General features: G+C 60.4%; 19 protein-coding genes. 4 read left to right on the top strand and 15 right to left on the bottom strand.

From position 1 onward, the window contains the following. Positions 1-2: 2 nt before the first annotated feature. The 3 genes from QNJ86_RS05940 (at position 3) to QNJ86_RS05930 (ending at position 2,000) form a co-directional block, all read left to right on the top strand. Positions 3-812, top strand: coding sequence for a 4Fe-4S dicluster domain-containing protein (locus QNJ86_RS05940; protein WP_283831685.1), 810 nt, complete (start codon positions 3-5; stop codon positions 810-812). A 156-nt stretch (positions 813-968) separates the two neighbouring features. Further along, on the top strand, positions 969-1,637 hold the full coding sequence (locus QNJ86_RS05935) for a haloacid dehalogenase type II (RefSeq protein WP_283831684.1): 669 nt from the start codon (positions 969-971) through the stop codon (positions 1,635-1,637). 84 nt (positions 1,638-1,721) lie between these two features. Beyond that, positions 1,722-2,000: a type II toxin-antitoxin system RelB/DinJ family antitoxin gene (locus QNJ86_RS05930; RefSeq protein ID WP_283831683.1), complete on the top strand. Its 279-nt coding sequence runs from the start codon at positions 1,722-1,724 to the stop codon at positions 1,998-2,000. 254 nt (positions 2,001-2,254) lie between these two features. Here the strand turns inward: QNJ86_RS05930 and QNJ86_RS05925 are convergent, their stop codons facing one another. The 12 genes from QNJ86_RS05925 to QNJ86_RS05870 all read right to left on the bottom strand — a co-directional run bounded on the left by QNJ86_RS05925 (position 2,255) and on the right by QNJ86_RS05870 (position 14,161). Then, positions 2,255-2,992, bottom strand: coding sequence for a hypothetical protein (locus tag QNJ86_RS05925; protein WP_283831682.1), 738 nt, complete (start codon positions 2,990-2,992; stop codon positions 2,255-2,257). Between the two features lie 120 nt (positions 2,993-3,112). Then, positions 3,113-3,451: a 4Fe-4S dicluster domain-containing protein gene (locus tag QNJ86_RS05920; protein WP_283831681.1), complete on the bottom strand. Its 339-nt coding sequence runs from the start codon at positions 3,449-3,451 to the stop codon at positions 3,113-3,115. A 4-nt stretch (positions 3,452-3,455) separates the two neighbouring features. Next, complete coding sequence (locus QNJ86_RS05915; protein ID WP_283831680.1) at positions 3,456-5,696, bottom strand: molybdopterin-dependent oxidoreductase; 2,241 nt, start codon at positions 5,694-5,696, stop codon at positions 3,456-3,458. 361 nt (positions 5,697-6,057) lie between these two features. Beyond that, positions 6,058-7,539, bottom strand: coding sequence for a cobyrinic acid a,c-diamide synthase CobB (locus tag QNJ86_RS05910; RefSeq protein ID WP_283831679.1), 1,482 nt, complete (start codon positions 7,537-7,539; stop codon positions 6,058-6,060). Between the two features lie 225 nt (positions 7,540-7,764). Further along, positions 7,765-8,079 (bottom strand): TusE/DsrC/DsvC family sulfur relay protein, encoded by a 315-nt coding sequence (locus tag QNJ86_RS05905; RefSeq protein ID WP_283831678.1) that lies wholly within the window; start codon positions 8,077-8,079, stop codon positions 7,765-7,767. A gap of 149 nt (positions 8,080-8,228) precedes the next feature. Further along, positions 8,229-9,446 (bottom strand): sulfate reduction electron transfer complex DsrMKJOP subunit DsrP, encoded by a 1,218-nt coding sequence (gene dsrP / locus QNJ86_RS05900; RefSeq protein WP_283831677.1) that lies wholly within the window; start codon positions 9,444-9,446, stop codon positions 8,229-8,231. Beyond that, entirely contained in the window at positions 9,439-10,224 is a 786-nt protein-coding gene (gene dsrO, locus QNJ86_RS05895; protein ID WP_283831676.1) for a sulfate reduction electron transfer complex DsrMKJOP subunit DsrO, read from the bottom strand. Before dsrO ends, dsrP begins: the two co-directional genes overlap by 8 nt. Positions 10,225-10,270: 46 nt before the next feature. Next, complete coding sequence (gene dsrJ / locus QNJ86_RS05890; protein ID WP_283831675.1) at positions 10,271-10,672, bottom strand: sulfate reduction electron transfer complex DsrMKJOP subunit DsrJ; 402 nt, start codon at positions 10,670-10,672, stop codon at positions 10,271-10,273. Continuing rightward, positions 10,665-12,341 carry a sulfate reduction electron transfer complex DsrMKJOP subunit DsrK gene (dsrK, locus tag QNJ86_RS05885; RefSeq protein ID WP_283831674.1) on the bottom strand — a complete coding sequence of 559 codons (1,677 nt, stop codon included), beginning with the start codon at positions 12,339-12,341 and terminating at the stop codon, positions 10,665-10,667. The genes dsrJ and dsrK overlap by 8 nt, the downstream gene beginning before the upstream one ends. A 6-nt stretch (positions 12,342-12,347) precedes the next feature. After that, positions 12,348-13,337, bottom strand: a complete 990-nt coding sequence (gene dsrM, locus QNJ86_RS05880) for a sulfate reduction electron transfer complex DsrMKJOP subunit DsrM (protein ID WP_283831673.1) — start codon at positions 13,335-13,337, stop codon at positions 12,348-12,350. Beyond that, a complete protein-coding gene (locus QNJ86_RS05875) occupies positions 13,334-13,840 on the bottom strand; it encodes an RsbRD N-terminal domain-containing protein (protein ID WP_283831672.1) in 507 nt (168 codons plus the stop codon). Before QNJ86_RS05875 ends, dsrM begins: the two co-directional genes overlap by 4 nt. Positions 13,841-13,939: 99 nt before the next feature. Next, the gene (locus tag QNJ86_RS05870; RefSeq protein ID WP_283831671.1) at positions 13,940-14,161 is read right to left on the bottom strand and encodes a hypothetical protein; all 222 of its coding nucleotides are present in this window, start codon (positions 14,159-14,161) and stop codon (positions 13,940-13,942) included. 450 nt (positions 14,162-14,611) lie between these two features. Here QNJ86_RS05870 and QNJ86_RS05865 point away from each other — a divergent pair, with 450 nt between their 5' ends. Then, the gene (locus QNJ86_RS05865; RefSeq protein WP_283831670.1) at positions 14,612-15,238 is read left to right on the top strand and encodes a precorrin-2 dehydrogenase/sirohydrochlorin ferrochelatase family protein; all 627 of its coding nucleotides are present in this window, start codon (positions 14,612-14,614) and stop codon (positions 15,236-15,238) included. 253 nt (positions 15,239-15,491) lie between these two features. On the opposite strand, the gene QNJ86_RS05860 is transcribed toward QNJ86_RS05865, so the two are convergent. From QNJ86_RS05860 to QNJ86_RS05850, 3 genes are all read right to left on the bottom strand, one after another. Continuing rightward, positions 15,492-16,340: a hypothetical protein gene (locus tag QNJ86_RS05860; RefSeq protein ID WP_283831669.1), complete on the bottom strand. Its 849-nt coding sequence runs from the start codon at positions 16,338-16,340 to the stop codon at positions 15,492-15,494. 51 nt (positions 16,341-16,391) lie between these two features. Then, positions 16,392-16,865, bottom strand: a complete 474-nt coding sequence (locus QNJ86_RS05855; protein WP_283831668.1) for a hypothetical protein — start codon at positions 16,863-16,865, stop codon at positions 16,392-16,394. A gap of 85 nt (positions 16,866-16,950) precedes the next feature. Next, on the bottom strand, positions 16,951-17,334 hold the full coding sequence (locus tag QNJ86_RS05850) for a hypothetical protein (RefSeq protein WP_283831667.1): 384 nt from the start codon (positions 17,332-17,334) through the stop codon (positions 16,951-16,953).

Below are 17,334 nucleotides of genomic sequence, written 5' to 3'. Positions count from 1 at the left end.
CCATGGCGAAAACGTTTCTTATTGACATTGCCCGCTGCAACGGCTGCCGCAGTTGCCAGGTGGCCTGCAAAGATGAGCACTGTGGCGCCGACTGGGCCCCGTACGCAGCACCGCAACCCGACACGGGCCAATTCTGGATTGAAGTTGATGAACAGGTGCGCGGCAGTGTGCCAAAGGTAAAAATGGCGTATACGCCGCACAGTTGCCGCCACTGCGCGGACGCCCCGTGCCTTGAGGCCGGGCGCGACGGCGCCGTGTACCGGCGCGACGATGGACTGGTAATCATTGACCCTGAGCGCGCCCGCGGCCAACGCGCCATCGTGGAAGCCTGCCCCTTCGGCGCAGTGTTTTGGAACGAGGCGTTAGCCTTGCCGCAGAAGTGCACCGGCTGTGCGCACTTGTTGGAAGATGGTTGGAGCGAACCCCGTTGCGTGGATGCCTGCCCCACCGGGGCCTTGCGCTGGATTGACGAGGAAGATGCCATTGCCGCAGGAGGAGAAGCTTTGGGTGCAACAGACAGCTGCACCCCGCGCACGCGCTACCTGAACGTGCCGAAGCGCTTCGTGGCGGGCGAAGCGTACGATCGCGAAGCCGATGAAGAATTGATTGGCTGTACCGTGACGCTGCTCAGCGACGGCACCGAAGTAGCGAAAACAACGACCGATGACTTCGGGGACTTCTGGTTTCATGATGTGGAACCAGGGCTATACCGCGTGCGCTTTGAGTATCCCAACTACCTGCCACGCGAAGTAGAGGCAGACGTGCGTACTGAAGACCGCAACATAGGAGGCGTGGCTTTGGCCAGCGCGTAAGGTTCTTGGATTCTCTCCTAAGAATAGGCTCCCGTGAACGTTGCGGGAGCCTTTTTCATAAGTATACAAACGAGAAGGGCAACCGGAGACGGTCGGTGCCATAATGGTGAGCAATAGCGATTGGTAAACACTAGCACGAGGGGAAAGGGGAACGGGATGATTGAGGGTGTGGCGCTTGATGCGTATGGGACGCTTTTTGACGTGTACTCGGTTGAGCAAAAGTGCGAGGAGTTGTATCCCGGGTTTGGGCAGCGCATCAGCCAAACATGGCGACAAAAGCAGCTGGAGTACTCGTGGCTACGCACGCTCATGGGGCGCTATGAGAACTTCTGGCACGTCACGGAGGACGCGCTTCGCTACACGCTAGCCGAACTGGGACTAGCAGCCGACGCGGACAACATCGAGACGCTCATGAAGTCGTATCTGAAACTGGAAATGTATCCCGAGGTGCCACAGGCACTTGAGGCGTTTGGCAGCCGCAAGAAGGTCATCCTCACGAACGGCGATCTGGGCATGATAGAACCGCTCATGAATCGTACGGGACTGAATGAACACCTGGATGGTTGCCTGAGCGCTGACGAGACAGGAATGTTCAAAGTGCGGCCCGAGGTGTATCAGCTGGCCATCGATCGTATGGGAATTGAGAAGAGCCACATTTTATTCGTGTCGTCGAACGGCTGGGATGTGGCCGGCGCAAAGGCGTTCGGCTTCACCGTCGGCTGGGTCAACCGCCGTGGCCTCCCTCCCGAGGAACTGGGAGTACGCGCTGACTACGAGGTGACAAATCTTTTGGAGTTGGCGCTAGCAATTGAGGAAGAGCGCTAGGTCCACGTTTGCTTTTCATATGGTAAATATACTTCTATTGTCTATATGATACACTGATTCTATCTTGGAAAGGTAGGTATCATCATGCTGACCATCAACATGGACGATGAAGTGAAAAAGGAATTTCAGGACGTCGTGAATAAGCTGGGACTTAATGCCACTTCCGCCGTCAACCTGTTCGCTCGAGCTGTCATACGTGAGAAGGCAATCCCCTTCCCCATTACCTTACGAACGAGGGATGAGCAGGATTGGAATGATTATCTGAGCGGAACAATCGAAAAAAGCTGCGAAGACCTCCGCAGGGGCGACGTCATAACTGAAGAAGAGCTTGAGCGTCTCATTGATCAGAATAAGGCGTCCTAATATGAGCGATTATCAAGTGCTGGTGACGCAAACGGCGGCACTTATGATCGTTGATGCCAGTGAAACGGTAATCGAAAAGTACAAGAAAGCAGTACGCGTTATTGCTTCCCAACCTGAGTTAGGGCGGAAATACCTCCCAGAAAATGGCGATGACGAACTTCCCATTTCTTGCCGCGTATTCGCCTTACCGGGTTGCACCAAAAGTATCTACTACCACATTGATCACCACGAACAGACGATACAAATACTTGGACTCATAGATCAACGAAGAAACCCTGCGTATCGATTTCGCGATGTGAAGCGGGACGATGATCTGAGAAAGTAGCTTCCGTATGTTGCTCAACTAGCACCTCTTCGAATTCGAAGCCGGGTTTGGTGCAGGTGGTGCAGAAGGCGGGGCGGCGACCGGCAACAATGAGGCCGCAAGACGGGCAGCGGGAAAGCTGTTCGTCAGGGCGGGCGCCTTCGGCGAGGTCGAGGCAGATGCAGGCGGCGTTCTGCTCCACCTCCTGAAGACGGCGGTAGAGCTTGGCGATGTCACGGTAGCCATGCACGCGGGCGCGCGCGGCGGCATCGCAGCAGGCTCCCGTGCTCCATGTATCAATGCGTTCGGCCACCTCACGGAGCGCGTCGTTGACATCCGCAGACAGCGGCGGGCGCGCTTCGGCGTCCACCTTTTCGGCATGGAGCGGCTCGCGGAATTCCTCAAGAGCAGCTAAATGGGCCCGCTCTCCTTCCGCCAGCGCGTCCACAACACACGCATCCTCCGAGCGCCCAGCCGCACGCGCAGCATCGGCCAAAAGCCCGAAGCAGCGTTTTTCCGCCAGACACCGGGCGCGTACCTGCTGCAAGTCGTCGTACACGGCCCCCACATTCTCGCGCGTGAAAGCAGCCTCTTTGCGGGCGCGATAGCGGCGATACGCACGCATACCCAGCAGCTCTGCCGCCACAAAGGCAATCACAACTACAACCAGCAGCACCACGGTATCCATGGAATTCCCTCCTCAAAGGCCGATGCGCCCAGGCGTGAGCCGAGGCGCACCCCCCTCGCAACCAAGGCTGGCAAGCGGCGCAACGCACCAACCATGCACGCCGCTCAACCAAACAGGTTTCTACTTACCGAGAGCGAACACAGCTTGCTTCGACTTGGTGACCAGCTTGGCATTCAGTTCCTCAAGCGGGCCGAACTCCAGGCATTTCGCCTGGCAGTGCTGCACGCAGGTGGGAACCTTCCCCAGCGCCTGACGGGCGGCGCATAGGTCGCACTGGTCGGTGGGCACCGGCATGTAGGCCAGCTGCCACACGTCTTCGTCAATCTTCCACGGGCCAATCTCGTTCACCAGGATGCCCGTCTGCCCCACGGGGAAGCCGTGCTCCATCTGGCATGCGAACTCGCAGGAGTGGCAGCCCGTGCACCACTCGTAGTCCACCAGGATTCCATACTGGGCCATGAGCTTATTCACCGTCCTCAAGTTTGTACAGCCTGCAAATGCTTGTCTTGTAGTTGGAGCCGAAGCCGCTCTTACCGGGGCTGTACACCATCAGGTTGTTAATGTTGTATTCGAACACGTCGAAGAACTTCTCCGGGTCGGCCTCAGGCCGCCACCAGGCGTGGTCGCACGCCACGATGCGCGGGTCGGTGAGGATGGGCGTCGACTCAATCTTGATCTTGGCGCGGCCGTTTTGGTTCTCGATCCACACCCACTCGCCATCCTCCATACCCAGTTCGGCCAGCTTGTCGGGGTGCACCTGCACCACCGGGTCGGGATGCATCTTGCGCAAACGCTCAATCTGGCGGTGCTCCGAGTGGAAGTAGTTCCACTGGCGCGCGCCCGTGGTCAGCACGAGCGGGTACTGCTCGAACAACTCCGGCGTGGAACCCGGGCCGGGCTCGGGCTCTTCGAAGTACGGTAGCGGATCAAGCTCGGCCGCGTTGTAGAACGTCGACCACAGCTCGATGCGGCCCGTCGCCGTCTGGAAGCCGGGCTGACCGTCAGAGCGCATCCTGCCCGTCTTGTACTTGTAGTACTCCACCGGCAGATACACCGGCGCTTCCTCGCGCAGCTCTTCATAGGTGTAGCCCGTGGGCTTCAGCAGCTCCGTGAACATTTCCTCGGGCGTCTCCCACGGCCAGGCCTCGGGATTCAGGCGCTTGCCCAGCTCAAGGTTAATCTGCATGTCAGACTTACATTCGCCAATCTGTGTCACCTTATTGATGACCTCGCCGCGCTGCGGGCCGTCGCCCACGCGGATGCCGTTGCGCTCGGGGAAGGTAGCCGCGGGCAGCACCACGTCGGCCAGCGCCATAATGGTGGGCGTCATGAACAGGTCAACCGACACAATGAAGTCGCACTTGTTGAACGCCTTGTACACGCGCTGCGGGTCGGCCGCCATGCAGGCCAGACCGTTCGTCGTTTGGAAGTGGGCGCCGTGAATCTCATAGGGGTCGCCCGTTTCCATGGTCTCGATAAGCACATCGGGCGAAGACTGCTTGAAGCCCATCTGCAGCAGACGGTAGCGGTCAAGGCCGAGGCGTTTCGGCTCCTGCTCCTCGGGCAGCAAGTCACGTCCCCAGCCACCGGAGTACGCCATGATTTCCGCGGGAGGCACCAGGCCGCCCGGGCAGTCAATATTGCCCGTGATCTGGAACAGCGCAGCAATTGCCTGACCAGCAGGAATAGCCTCACGCGTCATATCGATGGCCAGGCCCCACTGCAGCGTGCACGGCTTGGACTCGGCCAGCATGCGCGCCGCGCGCACAATCTTTTCCTCGGGAATCCACGTGATTTCTGCCACCAGGTCGGGTGGGTATTCCTGCACGCGCTCGGCCAGCTGCTCGAAGCCATAGCACCAGCAATCCACGAATTCCTTGTCGTAAATCTCTTCGTTGATGATGACGTTCAGCATGCCCAGCGCCAGAGCCGCGTCGGTGCCGGGGCGAATAGGCAGATGCAGGTTCGCCTTCGCCGCAAGGAACGTCACGCGCGGGTCGATAACCACAGTCTTCATGCCGCGCTTCATGAGGTCGATAACCCAGTGGCCGAAGAAGCCGTCCGAGTTCGCCACCAGCGGGTTGTTGCCCCACACGAACATGGTCTCCGGCATGACCCAATCGGGATGATCGTAGCGGTCGGTGAAGTGCTGGGCCACGTCAGCAATCCAGAACGAGCCGGTGGTGGCGGCCATGCCAGCCACGCGCGGCAGGTAGCACGCGTTGCCCGACAGCACGTTGCCGTAGTTCGGGCTGCCGAACGACCAGCACAAACGCGACTGCCACGGCGCAATGTCGCGCCCGGTGCCGTGAATGAACACGACGGATTCCGCACCATACTTTTCCTTGATGGCGTTGAACTCACGCTCGACGATGTCGTACGCCTCTTCCCAGCTAATGCGCTCCCAGCGGTTCTTGCCGCGGTCGGCGCGGGCGCGCTTCATCGGGTACGTCAGGCGGTCCTTGTGGTTCACCACCTCGGGCATGTCGAGGCAGCGTACGCACAGGCGACCTTCCGTCATCGGGTTCTCCGGATCGCCTTCCACCTTCACCAGCGTGCCGTCCTTGTCGGTGTACAGCAGCACACCGCAGCCCAGGTGGCACCCCGGCCCCGACCACGCGCTACCGCGTGTCACCGTATACTCGCCCTCTTGGTAGCGCCACGGCTTCTCATGGGGGATGGTGATGCCCTCTGATTTCTCCATGCTTCGCCCTCCTTGATTCTCTCGTCACGAATAGCACTGGAGACAGCATGCCGCGTGGGGCGCTGGTGCGAATCGGCGCCGCGGCGTGAAAGGAGGCGAAGATCGTAGGAATATGGGATTGATAAGGGAAAAAGAACGACATACTACCCTCGGCAGTATGCACAAAAACCCGCTGACGAGAGCGAAGATTACCGCTGCGACCCACTGTTATCCTCAGCGAACACCGAGCCCTCTGTCATCCTGAGCGGAGCGCCGAAGGCGCGCAGTCGAAGGATCCCGTGCGGCGATAGCTAGAAGTCTCACGGTTGACACCGCTCGGGATCCTTCGACTCGCTTCGCTCGCTCAGGATGACAAACTCTGTCAATTCCCACCGTCTGTAGCCCGGGCTTCTCGGGCGGCGGTTACGAAGGCGGGGGGCCAAGTGGGGGATGCGAGGGCGTTGAGGTGGGTGTAGGCGGCTACGACGTTTTTGTAGCAGGCGCCGTCGCGGGCTTCGGCGATGCCGTGGCCGCGTTCGTTCGTGCAGACAAGGCGCACGCTTGGGCCGCGCTCGACCACGTGTGAGTGATGGTGCTCATGACCTTTCAGCACAGTGCCAGCCGGCAGCCAGGGGTGATCCTCCCCCGCCACCACAACGGCGTAGCCGTGGCCCTGTCGCTTTTCCTCCATGGCCACCACCATGTCGAGCGCGCCCGCCATGTCATACTCCTGGCCGTTGCAGCGCAGGCGGCGGGCGAGAAACATCAGGCCACCGCACTCGGCATACACGGGAAACCCCTGCTCAGCGAAGGCACGCACGCTTGCGCGAAACGATGCGTTAGCTTGCAGTTCTTCGGCGAAAACCTCGGGGAACCCGCCGCCGATGTACAGTCCGCACACGTCATCGGGCAAGGCCGTGTCCGCCAAGCTGTCGACAAAGACCAGTTCAGCGCCTGCATCCTCAAGCGCCTGGAGGTTCTCGGGGTAGTAGAACGAGAACACGCGGTCGCGCACGACCGCTATCTTGACGCGCAGCTCTTCTGGCACGCATGCATGCGGTGCCTCAGCCGCGCCCCCCTCTTCAACCTCAAGCGGCTCAGCCGACGCGGCAATCGCCCTCAGCGCATCGAGATCGACGTGCTCTTCCACCACGCGCGCGATGTCGTCGAGCAGCGCCTCCACGCCCTCGGCCTCGGTGTTCGAGGTCAGGCCCAAATGCCTATCGGGAATGTCCATGCGTGCGTCCTTCGGCAGCGCGCCCACCACGGGAATGCCGCAGTAGTGCTCTACCGCCTCGCGCACGAGCCGCTCCTGCCGGGCACCTTGCACCCTGTTGAGCAACACCCCTGCCACGTGCACGTCGGGGTCGAACTGTGCGAGCCCCTGCACGAGCGCAGCGGTCGTGCGCGTCATGCGCGTCACGTCCACCACCAGCACCACCGGCAGGCCCAACTGCTTGGCTACCTGGGCAGACGAGCTTGTTCCCTCCACATCCAGCCCGTCGAAGAGCCCCATGGCGCCCTCGACCACGCACAGGTCGGCTGCGCCACTAGCGCTGCCAGCGCCGCGCACGCCAGCCACCCGACCTCCTTCGGCCGCCTCCAGCAACACGCGTTGCATGACGGCAGGTTCCATGAAGAAGCAATCGAGGTTGCGGCTCTCACGCCGCGCCGCCGCGGAATGCCAGCCCGTATCGAGGTAGTCCGGCCCCTTCTTGAACGGCTGCACCACCACGCCGCGATTCGCCAGCGCACGCAAAAGCCCCAGGGTCAGAACGGTTTTCCCGCTCCGACCATGGGGCGCAGCTATCATCAGCCGAGGCACCGCCCGCAGCGGCACCTCGGTTGACAACGTTGATTTCATTTCGCTGTTCACACGTAACCTGTCGACAAAAGAGTTGTTACACGCACCAACCAAAGTTCTCCGCCTGCGGCGGAGAGGGCGCTTCGTGAAGCGCCCCTACGAAGATTACCCTTTAAGTTACATTTATTGTACATGAAGAAGCCCTCGTCATAGTGGTAGGAAGGGCAACTATCTCTTGGCGTCATCAGTAGCGCGAAGCGCGTCACACTTTTCGTCGAAAGGGGCTTACACACAGCCGGTCGGCTTCAACAGGCCGGCAATTTTGCAGGCTCCCTTGCCGGGGCCGCTTGGGAACAGCTCGTAGATCTCGGCGTTCGTCTTGCCGGTGTCCTTCAGCATCTTGCGCACCATGGGAGCCACGCCGAACTCGGCGTAGTAATTGCGCAGGTAGTTGATGACCTCCCAGTGCTCCGGCGTCAGTTCCACCTCTTCGGTCTCGGCCAGCTTTTCGGCTACCTCTTCGTCCCACAGCGTGGCATCCTCGAGGAACCCGTCCTCGTCCAGCGCAAGAACGCGGTCGCCCACATGCAGTTCTGCCATTGTTACCTCCTCAGGTTCGGTTATTACTTACTTCCCTTTTATGCTGAGCCGCCACGTGACGGCCGACATAACCCTGTTCCAACACGTACGTTTGCCCCGGCCACACAACCAGTCGGCAACACGACACACGCATGCCACACGCCGCGCGGTCACTCCGCCGCGTCGGCCGCGTCCGCACCTTCCGCGATCTCGCGATCCTTGCTGTGCGCAAACGCAATCCCGTGCTCGTGCACGTTGACGGCCACCTTGTACAGCACCGTCAGCACCAAAAATCCAATGCCGTACACGCCCACAATCACCAGAATCTCATTCAGATTCGGAATATAGTCCACTACCTGCTCAAACGAGTTCGGCACGAAACCGGCCAGGATAAGCCCCAGGCCCTTGTCAATCCAGCAGGCGAAAAACACGGCCACCAGCCCCACAATCAACGTCTTGTGATTGCGCCGCAGCTTCGGCACCAGCAGCAGGAACAATCCCACAAACGCCAGCACCACAGCCGTCCACATGAACGGCACCAGCTGCCCCGAGCCATCCAGCCCGAAGAACAGGTACTCAAGCGACGCCATGTGCGACGGAATGTTGCTGTAGAACGCCGTGAAAATTTCCAACACGAAGAAGAACACGTTGGCAATCATGGCGTAGCACACGATTTTCGCCAGCGTATCAATGGCCTTGTCAGATGCCTTAAATGTGGTGAACTTCCGCATGATAAAGCAGATGACGATGAGCAGCGCCGGGCCCGCCGCGAAGGCCGAGGCCAGAAAGCGCGCCGCCATGATAGCCGTAAGCCAGTACGCGCGCCCCGGCAAACCGGCAATCAAAAACGCCGTCACCGTGTGAATGCTAATGGCCAGCGGAATGGCGATGTAGCTCAAAATGCGCGTCCAGTTCGGCGGCTTCACGCCCTTGCGCTCCGCCCCCAGCACCGTCCAGCCAATGAGTATGTTCACCAGCAGATACGACGACAGCACACACATATCCCAGAACAGCATCGAGTGCGGCGACGGATACAGCAGCACGTTCAGCACGCGAGTGGGATACCCCAGGTCAACCAGCACAAACAGCACGGCCATGAGCACGGCAGCCACGGCCATAAACTCGCCGAAGATAATAATCTTGCCGAACTCTTTGAAGTTGTGCAGATACAGCGGAATGGCCACCATCACGCCCGAGGCCGCCACACCCACCAAAAACACGAACTGGGAAATGTAGAGGCCCCAGCTCACGTCGCGACTCATGCCCGTCAAGCCCAAGCCGTAATTGAACTGGTTGATGTAGGCGGCAATGCCCACGCCGATGCACACCAGCAGCACTATCACCCATGCCCAGTACAGCTTGGATCCGTGCAGCGCTTTCTCAAGCATGCGCCTCGCCTCCGTTCGCAATGTAGTAGACGCACGGGCCCGTGCCCAGCTCCACGCGCCGGCGGATGGTGAAGTTCTCAGACAGCGCCTTGCGCACCGGCGAATCCGGGTCGGTCAGGTCGCCGAAAATGATGGCCCCCTCCGATAGCTCGGCACATAGCGGCTCTTTCCCCTGGTCAATGCGCTCAGAACACAACATGCACTTCTCCACGACACCCTTTGAGCGCGTGGGATAGTCGGGGTTCGGGTCATCGATATAGGGCCGCGGGTCGAAGAAGTTTAGGCTGCGCGCGCCGTACGGGCAGCCCGCCATGCAGAAGCGGCACCCGATGCAGCGATGGTAGTCCATGACCACAATGCCATCCCCGCGCTTGAACGTAGCCTCGGTCGGGCACAGGCGCACGCACGGCGGTTCCTCGCAGTGGTTGCACAACAGCGGAAAGCCCAGCTTTACCACGCGCTCGCTCGCGTACTCGCTGTCAATGTCCGAAAACGAATGCTCGAAATCGTCTTCCCAAATCCACTTGATCTCGGTCTTCGGGTCGCCTGTATCGGGCACGTTGTGAGCGTGGTGGCACGCCTGGATGATCTTATCCATGACGCCGGAAGCGTTGAGTTTCTCCACGTCAATGACGAAACCCCACTGGCGCGTCTTCATCACCTTGTGCACCGTTTCGCCCTCGGCTCCGGCGGCGCCCTCGACAGTGCAGGCGCTCAGCGGAATCACGGCGGAGGCAGCCGCCAGCGCGCCGGCCTTCAAAAACGTCCGTCTCTCCATAGAACCGTCCCGGCTCCTCTCGCGATCTTCGTTGCGCGCGGCCATGCTAGTTCGCCTGCTTCGCGTCGGCCAGATCGTGGCAGTCCCAGCAATACAACTCAACCGACGAGTACTCATGGCAGCTGTCGCAGAATTCCTCGCGGTTCGAGTGGCACTCAAGGCACGTGTCGTCCAGGCTGATCTCATACACCTGACCGCTGGCGCTCTTGTAGTCGGTGGCACCGTCGCGCACCACATCGTTGCGCCATTCGTCGAGCAGCTGCATGTGTGAGCTGCGCATATACTCGGTCGATTCCACGCACTGCTTCTCGGAAAGCGCGTTGATGGCCGGCGTGTCCACGTTCGGCGTGGGTGCCGCCGTGGCGTTGCCCAAGTTCACAAGAAGCGGCACAGCCATGAGCAGGACGAACAGCCCCGCGAACAGGATGATCCTTCCGCCCTTATACATGGCTCCCCCCTTCGCCCGCGGCCGGCTCGCCTGCGCCCTCGGCCGCATCCGGCGCGGCCTCGGCAGGCTTCTTCCGGTTCGGCAATTCCTCCAAGCGCAAATCAAGCGTGCGCTCGCACTCGCCGTCGAGCACGAGCGCGTTGCCCACCAGCTCGTGCACACCCATCACGCGCGTGCCCGGCACCCAGTAGTCCATGAGCGCGGGGAACGACGCGCGGTCGAGCGCGCAGATGTTCGCCAGCGTGTTCACGCCGAAGCGCTCCTTCACCGACCGCACCGCGTCGGCGCGCGGATACCCGCCGCGCAGGCGCAGCTCCATGTTCTCTCCCGCATTCAAGCCGGCGCCGCTGCCGCAGCAAAGCGTTTTCTCGCGGATAGTCTCATCAGGCATTTCGTGGAAGTTGTTGCACACCTTGCTCAAGATGAAGCGCGGCTCTTCCAGAAGCCCCATGGCGCGCGAGGTGTTGCACGAGTCGTGATACGTCACCACCAGATGGTCGTTGCGGCTCGGGTCAAGCTTCACCTTGTTGTGATACAGCAAATCAGCGGTGAATTCCGTGATGTGCACCATCTTCGTGGACGCGGCGTTCTCAAACACCGTGCCCGTGATGGGCGACACCGGCTGCTCCAAAAAGTCGGCCGGGCCGTTCCACGTGTCCATGTACTGGTTCACGAGGCGCCACATATGCCCGCATTCGCCGCCCAAAATCCACTTCACGCCTAAGCGCTCGGCCTCGGCATACATCTTCGCGTTCAGGCGTTTCGCCATCTCATTCGAGGTGAAGAAGCCGAAGTTGCCGCCCTCGGAGGCGTACGTGCTCAGCGTGTAATCGAGCCCCAGCTGCTCAAACAGCAAGATGTAACCCATGAACGTGAACGTGCCGGGCTCCGCGTAGAGGTCGCCCGAGGGCACCACGAACAGAATCTCGGCGCCCTTGCGGTTGAACGACGGCTCAATGTGCTTGCCCGTGATGGTTTCCAAATCCTCCATGAGGAATTCCACGTTGCCCATGATGGTTTGGGGCTCCAGCCCCACGTGGTTGCCCTTCATGTAGCAGTTCGCCACGGGGCCAGCAATCCACTCGGTGTTCAGACCGATGAGATTCAACAGCTCGCGGCCCATGATAGTGATCTCGGCCTGGTCGATGCCGTACGGGCAAAACGCCGAACAACGGCGGCACTCGGTGCACTGGAAGAAGTAGTACCACCACTCCTTCAGCACGTCCTCCGTGAGGTCGCGTGCGCCGGCCAGCTTGCCAAACAGCTTGCCTGACGTGGTGAAATAGCGGCGATACACCGAGCGCAGCAGCTCGGCGCGCAGCACCGGCATGTTCTTCGGATCGCCCGAGCCCATATAAAAGTGGCACTTGTCGGCGCAGGCACCGCAGCGCACGCACACGTCCATGAACAGCCGAAACGAGCGATATTTCTTCACGCGGTCGGCCATGCCGTCAAGGATGATCTCCTTCCAGTTCTCAGGAAGGTTCCAATCCTCATCCGACGACGACCAGTCGTGCGTGTTCGGCATGCCCACAATCTCAAGCGTTTTGGGCTTCGCACCGTGGCAGTACATGCCGTCCTTGAATTCGGTGGGCGTGTCCATCCACGGCTTCTCGCCCACCCCAAGCTCGAAGTTGAGCAGGTCCTTTTTGTTCGGTAGTTTCGCCATGTCGAGTTACTCCGCATCCAGAGGCAGGCCAACTTTTTTCATCTTTTCCCCGAACTCAGCCTCGTACTCGGCGTACGTATGCACGTCAACCGGGTAGTTCCAGGGGTTCACGTGGCGCTTTGCGCGGTTGTTGTTCGCCAGGTTGCGCGTGGGGCTCAAAATGATGCCGCCCGCATGCATGAGCTTGCTCCAGGGAAAATACACCAGAAGCGCACTCACCAAGAACAGGTGCACGAACAGGATGGGGGCAATGCCCTCGGGAGCCACCGGGTTGAGCGTGGCCAGGCCCATAGTGAGTTCCTTCACGTCCACAATGTCGATGCGGAACCCGTAGCGCATCACGATGCCGGAAATGGCCACGCCCAGCAGCAGAAACAGCGGCATGAAGTCGGCCGGCAGCGAGATGTAGCGCACCTGCGGAATTACCACGCGGCGGATGAACAGAAACGTGAGCGCCCCCACAATGAGCACGTCGGTGATGTAGAGCAGCGGAAGCCCCACCTGCAAAATACTGTCGAGCCCCTCAATGCCCTGAATGAACGCGGGCACGGGCTCCAAAAACAGGCGCAGGTGGCGGAACACAATAATCAGCATGGACCAGTGAAACACGAGCGCGCCCAGCCACAGCCACTTTGCCGAGCCGAACGCCAGCTTGTCGTCCACCTTATCGGTTTTGGCGTTGCGGAACAGCGAACGGAAGCACAGCACCTCAAGCAGCATGCGGCCTACCACCCCGCCAAACGACGAGGGGTTCTCAAGCTTGTTCTGCTTGATCCACGGCAGCGACTTCTGCTGGCCGCACGTGGTGGGAATGCGAAACGGCACCGCAGAGGTGCCCCACTTGATGAGGCGAATGACAAACCCCATCACGAACAGGGTAAACGCCGCATACGGAATGATAATTCCGAACAGGGTGTACCACTGCAGGTACGCGGTGCCCACCCAGGCGAACGCCGCCAACAACACTACGATAAGCAGAGGGATCCCAATTTTCATACCGGTTCTTCCCCGTTCTTCTGAATGCGTGCAAGCTGTCTGCGGAGCATCTCTTCGCCGCGCAGCACCTCGTCCACGCGCAGCTGTGCAATCTGGTTGCGGCAGGCCACATAGCGGTCGAAGGCGTGCAGGGCGAGGGTGTCAATGCGAGCGTCGAGCGCTCGAAGGGCGGCCTCGTCGGCCGCGTCGCCCACAACGGAGCGAAGGGCGGGCTTGAGGTCGAACAGAAACGCAAGGGCGGCGGAAGGTGCAGCATCCTGCACGGCCTTCACGCGGCAGATTTCTCCTAAAAGTTCGGGTATATCCGAATTTTCTTCGTCAGCCAGCCACGTGAGAATAGCGTCCATCCCCTCCGCTTCATGGAAGGAAGCGGGGTCGGCAAATCGGCCTTTGGCCTGATGCGGGAATGAAAAACCCGTCTCCTGCGCAGGAAACGCAGCCTTTCGCCACGCTTCCAGGATGGGCCCCTTTCCCCTGCTTATCGCTTCAGTCAGCGCGCTCATCGCATCCCCCGGTGCTCTCTCGTCTCTCTTGCCACCCCATCGCTGCTCGCATCCGCGCTCTCCCGGCGCGGGTGCGCCCCGAACTGCGGGTGGAGGCGCCTATTCAGGCGGAGCAACCTTGCCCTTGAGAGCGATAAACGTTGTGGTGATGTAGAGATACTCCACCTTGTCCTCGAACGCGAGTTCTTTGACCGCCAAATCGACGGCCGACTTCTGCTCACCAATAGCCTTGGCAATTTCCTTGCTCTTGGCCTTTTCAATGGTGTCGAGATAGTCGAGGATTTTTTGCTTGATCTGAGGATCTGCGGGACCTTTATCCATGATAACGTCCTCCTTCGGCCCTTCGCGAAGAGCCTGTCACTGGTGCATGATTCCCACTGCACTTCATTTAATCACGGGGTTAGACACGTGTAAAATACAATGAATTCATCACCCCATCAAAAAAGACAATGACAGACTGTTTTACCTGTTCAGCTGTTAATTTCTGGCCGCCCACGCGCCGCAGTTTTCAAATAGTTGCACGCACCGTTTCCCCCAGGTGCTACAATCGCCGCACCGCTCCACAGGCGTTCAGAAGGGGGCGCAACGGAAGTTCCCTTTGCAGGTGCTCCGTAGGGCAAGGGTTCTACCCTTGCCGCTGGACATCGGGAAACCTGGAGGTCAAACGTGGTTGACGGCAAGGGCAGAGCCCTTGCCCTACGGACAACCAGGCAGATGGGAATGTTTTGTTACATCAGGCTCAATAATCATGCGTAGAGACGAGGTCGCGCTATGGCAAAAACGTATCCGGTTTCCCTCGTGCTGGAAGGCAAGCGCGCCGTGGTGGTGGGCGGCGGATCGGTGGCCACGCGCAAGGTACGCGGGCTGCTGGAGTGCGAGGCGCTCGTGACCGTGGTGGCGCCCGTAGCCTCGCCGAAGCTGCGGGATCTGGCCGACAACGCGCGCTGCACGTGGCACGCAAAGCCCTACGAAAGCGCCGACCTCGACGAAGCCGACATCGTGTTTGCAGCCACCGACGACGAAGACGTGAACCGCCGCGTGTACGACGATGCCACCGCCGCGCGCCTCATGGTAAACGTGGCCGACCGCCCCGAGGTGTGTACGTTCTTTTTGCCTTCGGTGTTGCGGCACGGCAAGCTTTCCATCGCCGTGTCCACCGAAGGCGCAAGCCCGCTTTCGGCCCGCCACATTCGCGAAGGCCTGGAAGCCCAGTTCGGCGAAGAATACGGCCCCTACCTGGAGTTGTTGGCCTCCTGGCGCCCGCGCGTATGCGCCGCCTTGCCCCCTGAGCGTCACTACGCGTTCTGGGAGCAAGCCACCGACGGACGCGTCCTGGCCGCACTCACCGCCGGCAACACCGCCGAAGCCGAAGCCATTTTGGAGTCCCTGCTCGGATGAGGTCTTTCTCCCACGTCACAAAAGTGTGACGCGCTTTCGCGCTGGCTAATACGCCACGAGGTTTCTCGCACCCCTTACCTAACGACGCGGGCTGACTGACTGGTAGGCGAGGTCTTGCAAGAGGCATAACCTCCGTAGGGGTGCTCTCCAGAGCACCCGTTCGCGCGAAGCGCGAAAACGCAGGTCACAGGTGTGTTCTCCGCCTGACGGCGGAGCGGATGCTCTGGAGAGCATCTCTACGTAGATTACCTTTCTAGTTAGATTTATTGCGCTCGTCTTTCTCAAGCCGGGCCTTTGCTTCCGTTGCGCACCAGGTGGTGCCGCCTTGCTCTGCAACCTGCACCAAGCGCGCCCGCCGCTCAGCTGCGTCGGCCAAGCAATCGGCCGCCTTCAGCGAGAACAGCACGTGGTGCACGGGCAGAGCCTTGGGATCATCGGCGACCTGCGCATAGTCGGCCGCCGCCTTGGATGCCTTGCCGTTGAGCTCCTTCGCCAGCATATCGCGCAAAGCCACGTGCTCGGCCACGTGCGCGGCCGCATCCTTCGGCAATCCCTCGCTCGACGAAAGCTCCTTCAACTCCTTGACCTCGGCCGTCAGCCCCTTAAGGTCGCGCTTGTCAAACGCACAGTACGCCAGCAGGTTGTGATAGAGAAACTGGCTGCGCGGATCCGCGTCGTCCTCCAGCGTGTGCATGAGCTTGGCCGCCTCGTTCCACTTCCCCTGCCACCGCAGCGCGTAGGCGTAGCTGAACAGCCCGCTGCGCGCATCGGCATTCTTCTTGTCCTTCTCAAGCAGCGCGAGCGTCCGCCGACCGCACAACACCGGGTCACAATCACGGTCAATGAGCCGCGTCAGGCTCCGGTTAATGGAGCCGCGCATAAACACGCCGAAAAACACCGCCACAATCATGAGCGGCAGCAGAATAAACGTGCTGATGGCAAACCACGGCGTACCCGACATGCCCATAATCATGATAAAGAACGCGAACGCCGCCACCCCAGCAACGCGCACCCGGAGCGTGTACGTGTGGCGCACCCATGCGCGTGACTCGTCGTCGGCCTCGTCGCCCAAAACGTCCGCAATACACTCGTAAGCTCTCATGGTGCTTCCTCTCCCCGTACAACATGGCGCCGCATTCCCGCGCGCCAGCCCCTAATAGGTACCACTCAACGCCTCAATACCCGCCCGATATTCCTCGCCCAAAGCGGGGTTCGCGGCAGCTACCAGCGCAAAGGCCGCACGCAAGCTTTCGTGGAACAGCGGTTCATCGCGCGCCGCGTAAAACACAAAGGAGAAATACTCGTCGAAGCGCGGGGTGGCGCCCGCTATCACTGCGCTGGCCCGTTCAGGCGCCGACCAGGAGTTATTGGCGCCCTCTTCATTCATCTCCCAGAGGCTGCGCCGAATAATCTCCAAAAAGAAGGACGGCATGCCGGCGCATCGCTCACGCGCAAGCAGTTCGAAGCACGCGATAACCGCAGCGTGGCACGCATCGTCAGGCGCAAACGTCAGCCGCGTCAAAAACCGCCGCACGCGCGCCGGGTCTTCGTCAAACGCCGCCAGAAGCGCCTGCTCATCTCCCGCTTCAGCAAGCGCCCGCAGCTCCGCTTTCGTGATGCCGCTCATCAGCAACCCTCCCTCCGCCACAAATGACCGCAGGCAGCCCCGTATGCGCGAGACTGCCTGCGGCTTCAAGCAGGAACCTGAGGGGCTAAATCATTCCCCATTTGCGCGTGTACTCGCTGTACAGCGCGTAGTCGTTTTCGCTGATACCCGCTCGTTCAAGCAGGGGAAGGATGTCCTCGTAAATCATCGTTTCCGTTTCCATCCACACGCCGTCTTTCTTGACGGTGATCTCCCAGTCGTCGTGGATACTCAGCAAAAACTCCATGACGGCCGCACTGTGCGTCATGCACCGGTTCGTATACGCCGCAAGCTCGCGAATGGCCTCCGGAGTGGTCTCAACTTTCTTGAGCGTCTTCCACGGCGACTTCCCCCTCCGGCGCCATTCCCCCGCTTCGAAAAACGGAAGGAAGAAACAGGCGCTTTGGATACACGTGTGCTTGAATTCAGTCGACTCAGCTGTCTCAGTCAT

This window comes from Gordonibacter faecis, assembly GCF_030077735.1.
In the GTDB taxonomy this organism is placed as follows: domain Bacteria; phylum Actinomycetota; class Coriobacteriia; order Coriobacteriales; family Eggerthellaceae; genus Gordonibacter; species Gordonibacter faecis.
The sequence above is the reverse complement of the archived record's forward strand: the minus strand, read 5'-3'. Positions and strand labels throughout refer to the sequence as shown.

Bases quoted from the DNA above. Each gene is read 5' to 3' on its own strand.
- QNJ86_RS05940 (WP_283831685.1), top strand. From the start codon at position 3: ATGGCGAAAACGTTTCTTATTGACATTGCCCGCTGCAACGGCTGCCGC.
- QNJ86_RS05935 (WP_283831684.1), top strand. From the start codon at position 969: ATGATTGAGGGTGTGGCGCTTGATGCGTATGGGACGCTTTTTGACGTG.
- QNJ86_RS05930 (WP_283831683.1), top strand. From the start codon at position 1,722: ATGCTGACCATCAACATGGACGATGAAGTGAAAAAGGAATTTCAGGAC.
- QNJ86_RS05925 (WP_283831682.1), bottom strand. From the start codon at position 2,992: ATGGATACCGTGGTGCTGCTGGTTGTAGTTGTGATTGCCTTTGTGGCG.
- QNJ86_RS05920 (WP_283831681.1), bottom strand. From the start codon at position 3,451: ATGGCCCAGTATGGAATCCTGGTGGACTACGAGTGGTGCACGGGCTGC.
- QNJ86_RS05915 (WP_283831680.1), bottom strand. From the start codon at position 5,696: ATGGAGAAATCAGAGGGCATCACCATCCCCCATGAGAAGCCGTGGCGC.
- QNJ86_RS05910 (WP_283831679.1), bottom strand. From the start codon at position 7,539: ATGAAATCAACGTTGTCAACCGAGGTGCCGCTGCGGGCGGTGCCTCGG.
- QNJ86_RS05905 (WP_283831678.1), bottom strand. From the start codon at position 8,079: ATGGCAGAACTGCATGTGGGCGACCGCGTTCTTGCGCTGGACGAGGAC.
- dsrP (WP_283831677.1), bottom strand. From the start codon at position 9,446: ATGCTTGAGAAAGCGCTGCACGGATCCAAGCTGTACTGGGCATGGGTG.
- dsrO (WP_283831676.1), bottom strand. From the start codon at position 10,224: ATGGAGAGACGGACGTTTTTGAAGGCCGGCGCGCTGGCGGCTGCCTCC.
- dsrJ (WP_283831675.1), bottom strand. From the start codon at position 10,672: ATGTATAAGGGCGGAAGGATCATCCTGTTCGCGGGGCTGTTCGTCCTG.
- dsrK (WP_283831674.1), bottom strand. From the start codon at position 12,341: ATGGCGAAACTACCGAACAAAAAGGACCTGCTCAACTTCGAGCTTGGG.
- dsrM (WP_283831673.1), bottom strand. From the start codon at position 13,337: ATGAAAATTGGGATCCCTCTGCTTATCGTAGTGTTGTTGGCGGCGTTC.
- QNJ86_RS05875 (WP_283831672.1), bottom strand. From the start codon at position 13,840: ATGAGCGCGCTGACTGAAGCGATAAGCAGGGGAAAGGGGCCCATCCTG.
- QNJ86_RS05870 (WP_283831671.1), bottom strand. From the start codon at position 14,161: ATGGATAAAGGTCCCGCAGATCCTCAGATCAAGCAAAAAATCCTCGAC.
- QNJ86_RS05865 (WP_283831670.1), top strand. From the start codon at position 14,612: ATGGCAAAAACGTATCCGGTTTCCCTCGTGCTGGAAGGCAAGCGCGCC.
- QNJ86_RS05860 (WP_283831669.1), bottom strand. From the start codon at position 16,340: ATGAGAGCTTACGAGTGTATTGCGGACGTTTTGGGCGACGAGGCCGAC.
- QNJ86_RS05855 (WP_283831668.1), bottom strand. From the start codon at position 16,865: ATGAGCGGCATCACGAAAGCGGAGCTGCGGGCGCTTGCTGAAGCGGGA.
- QNJ86_RS05850 (WP_283831667.1), bottom strand. From the start codon at position 17,334: ATGACTGAGACAGCTGAGTCGACTGAATTCAAGCACACGTGTATCCAA.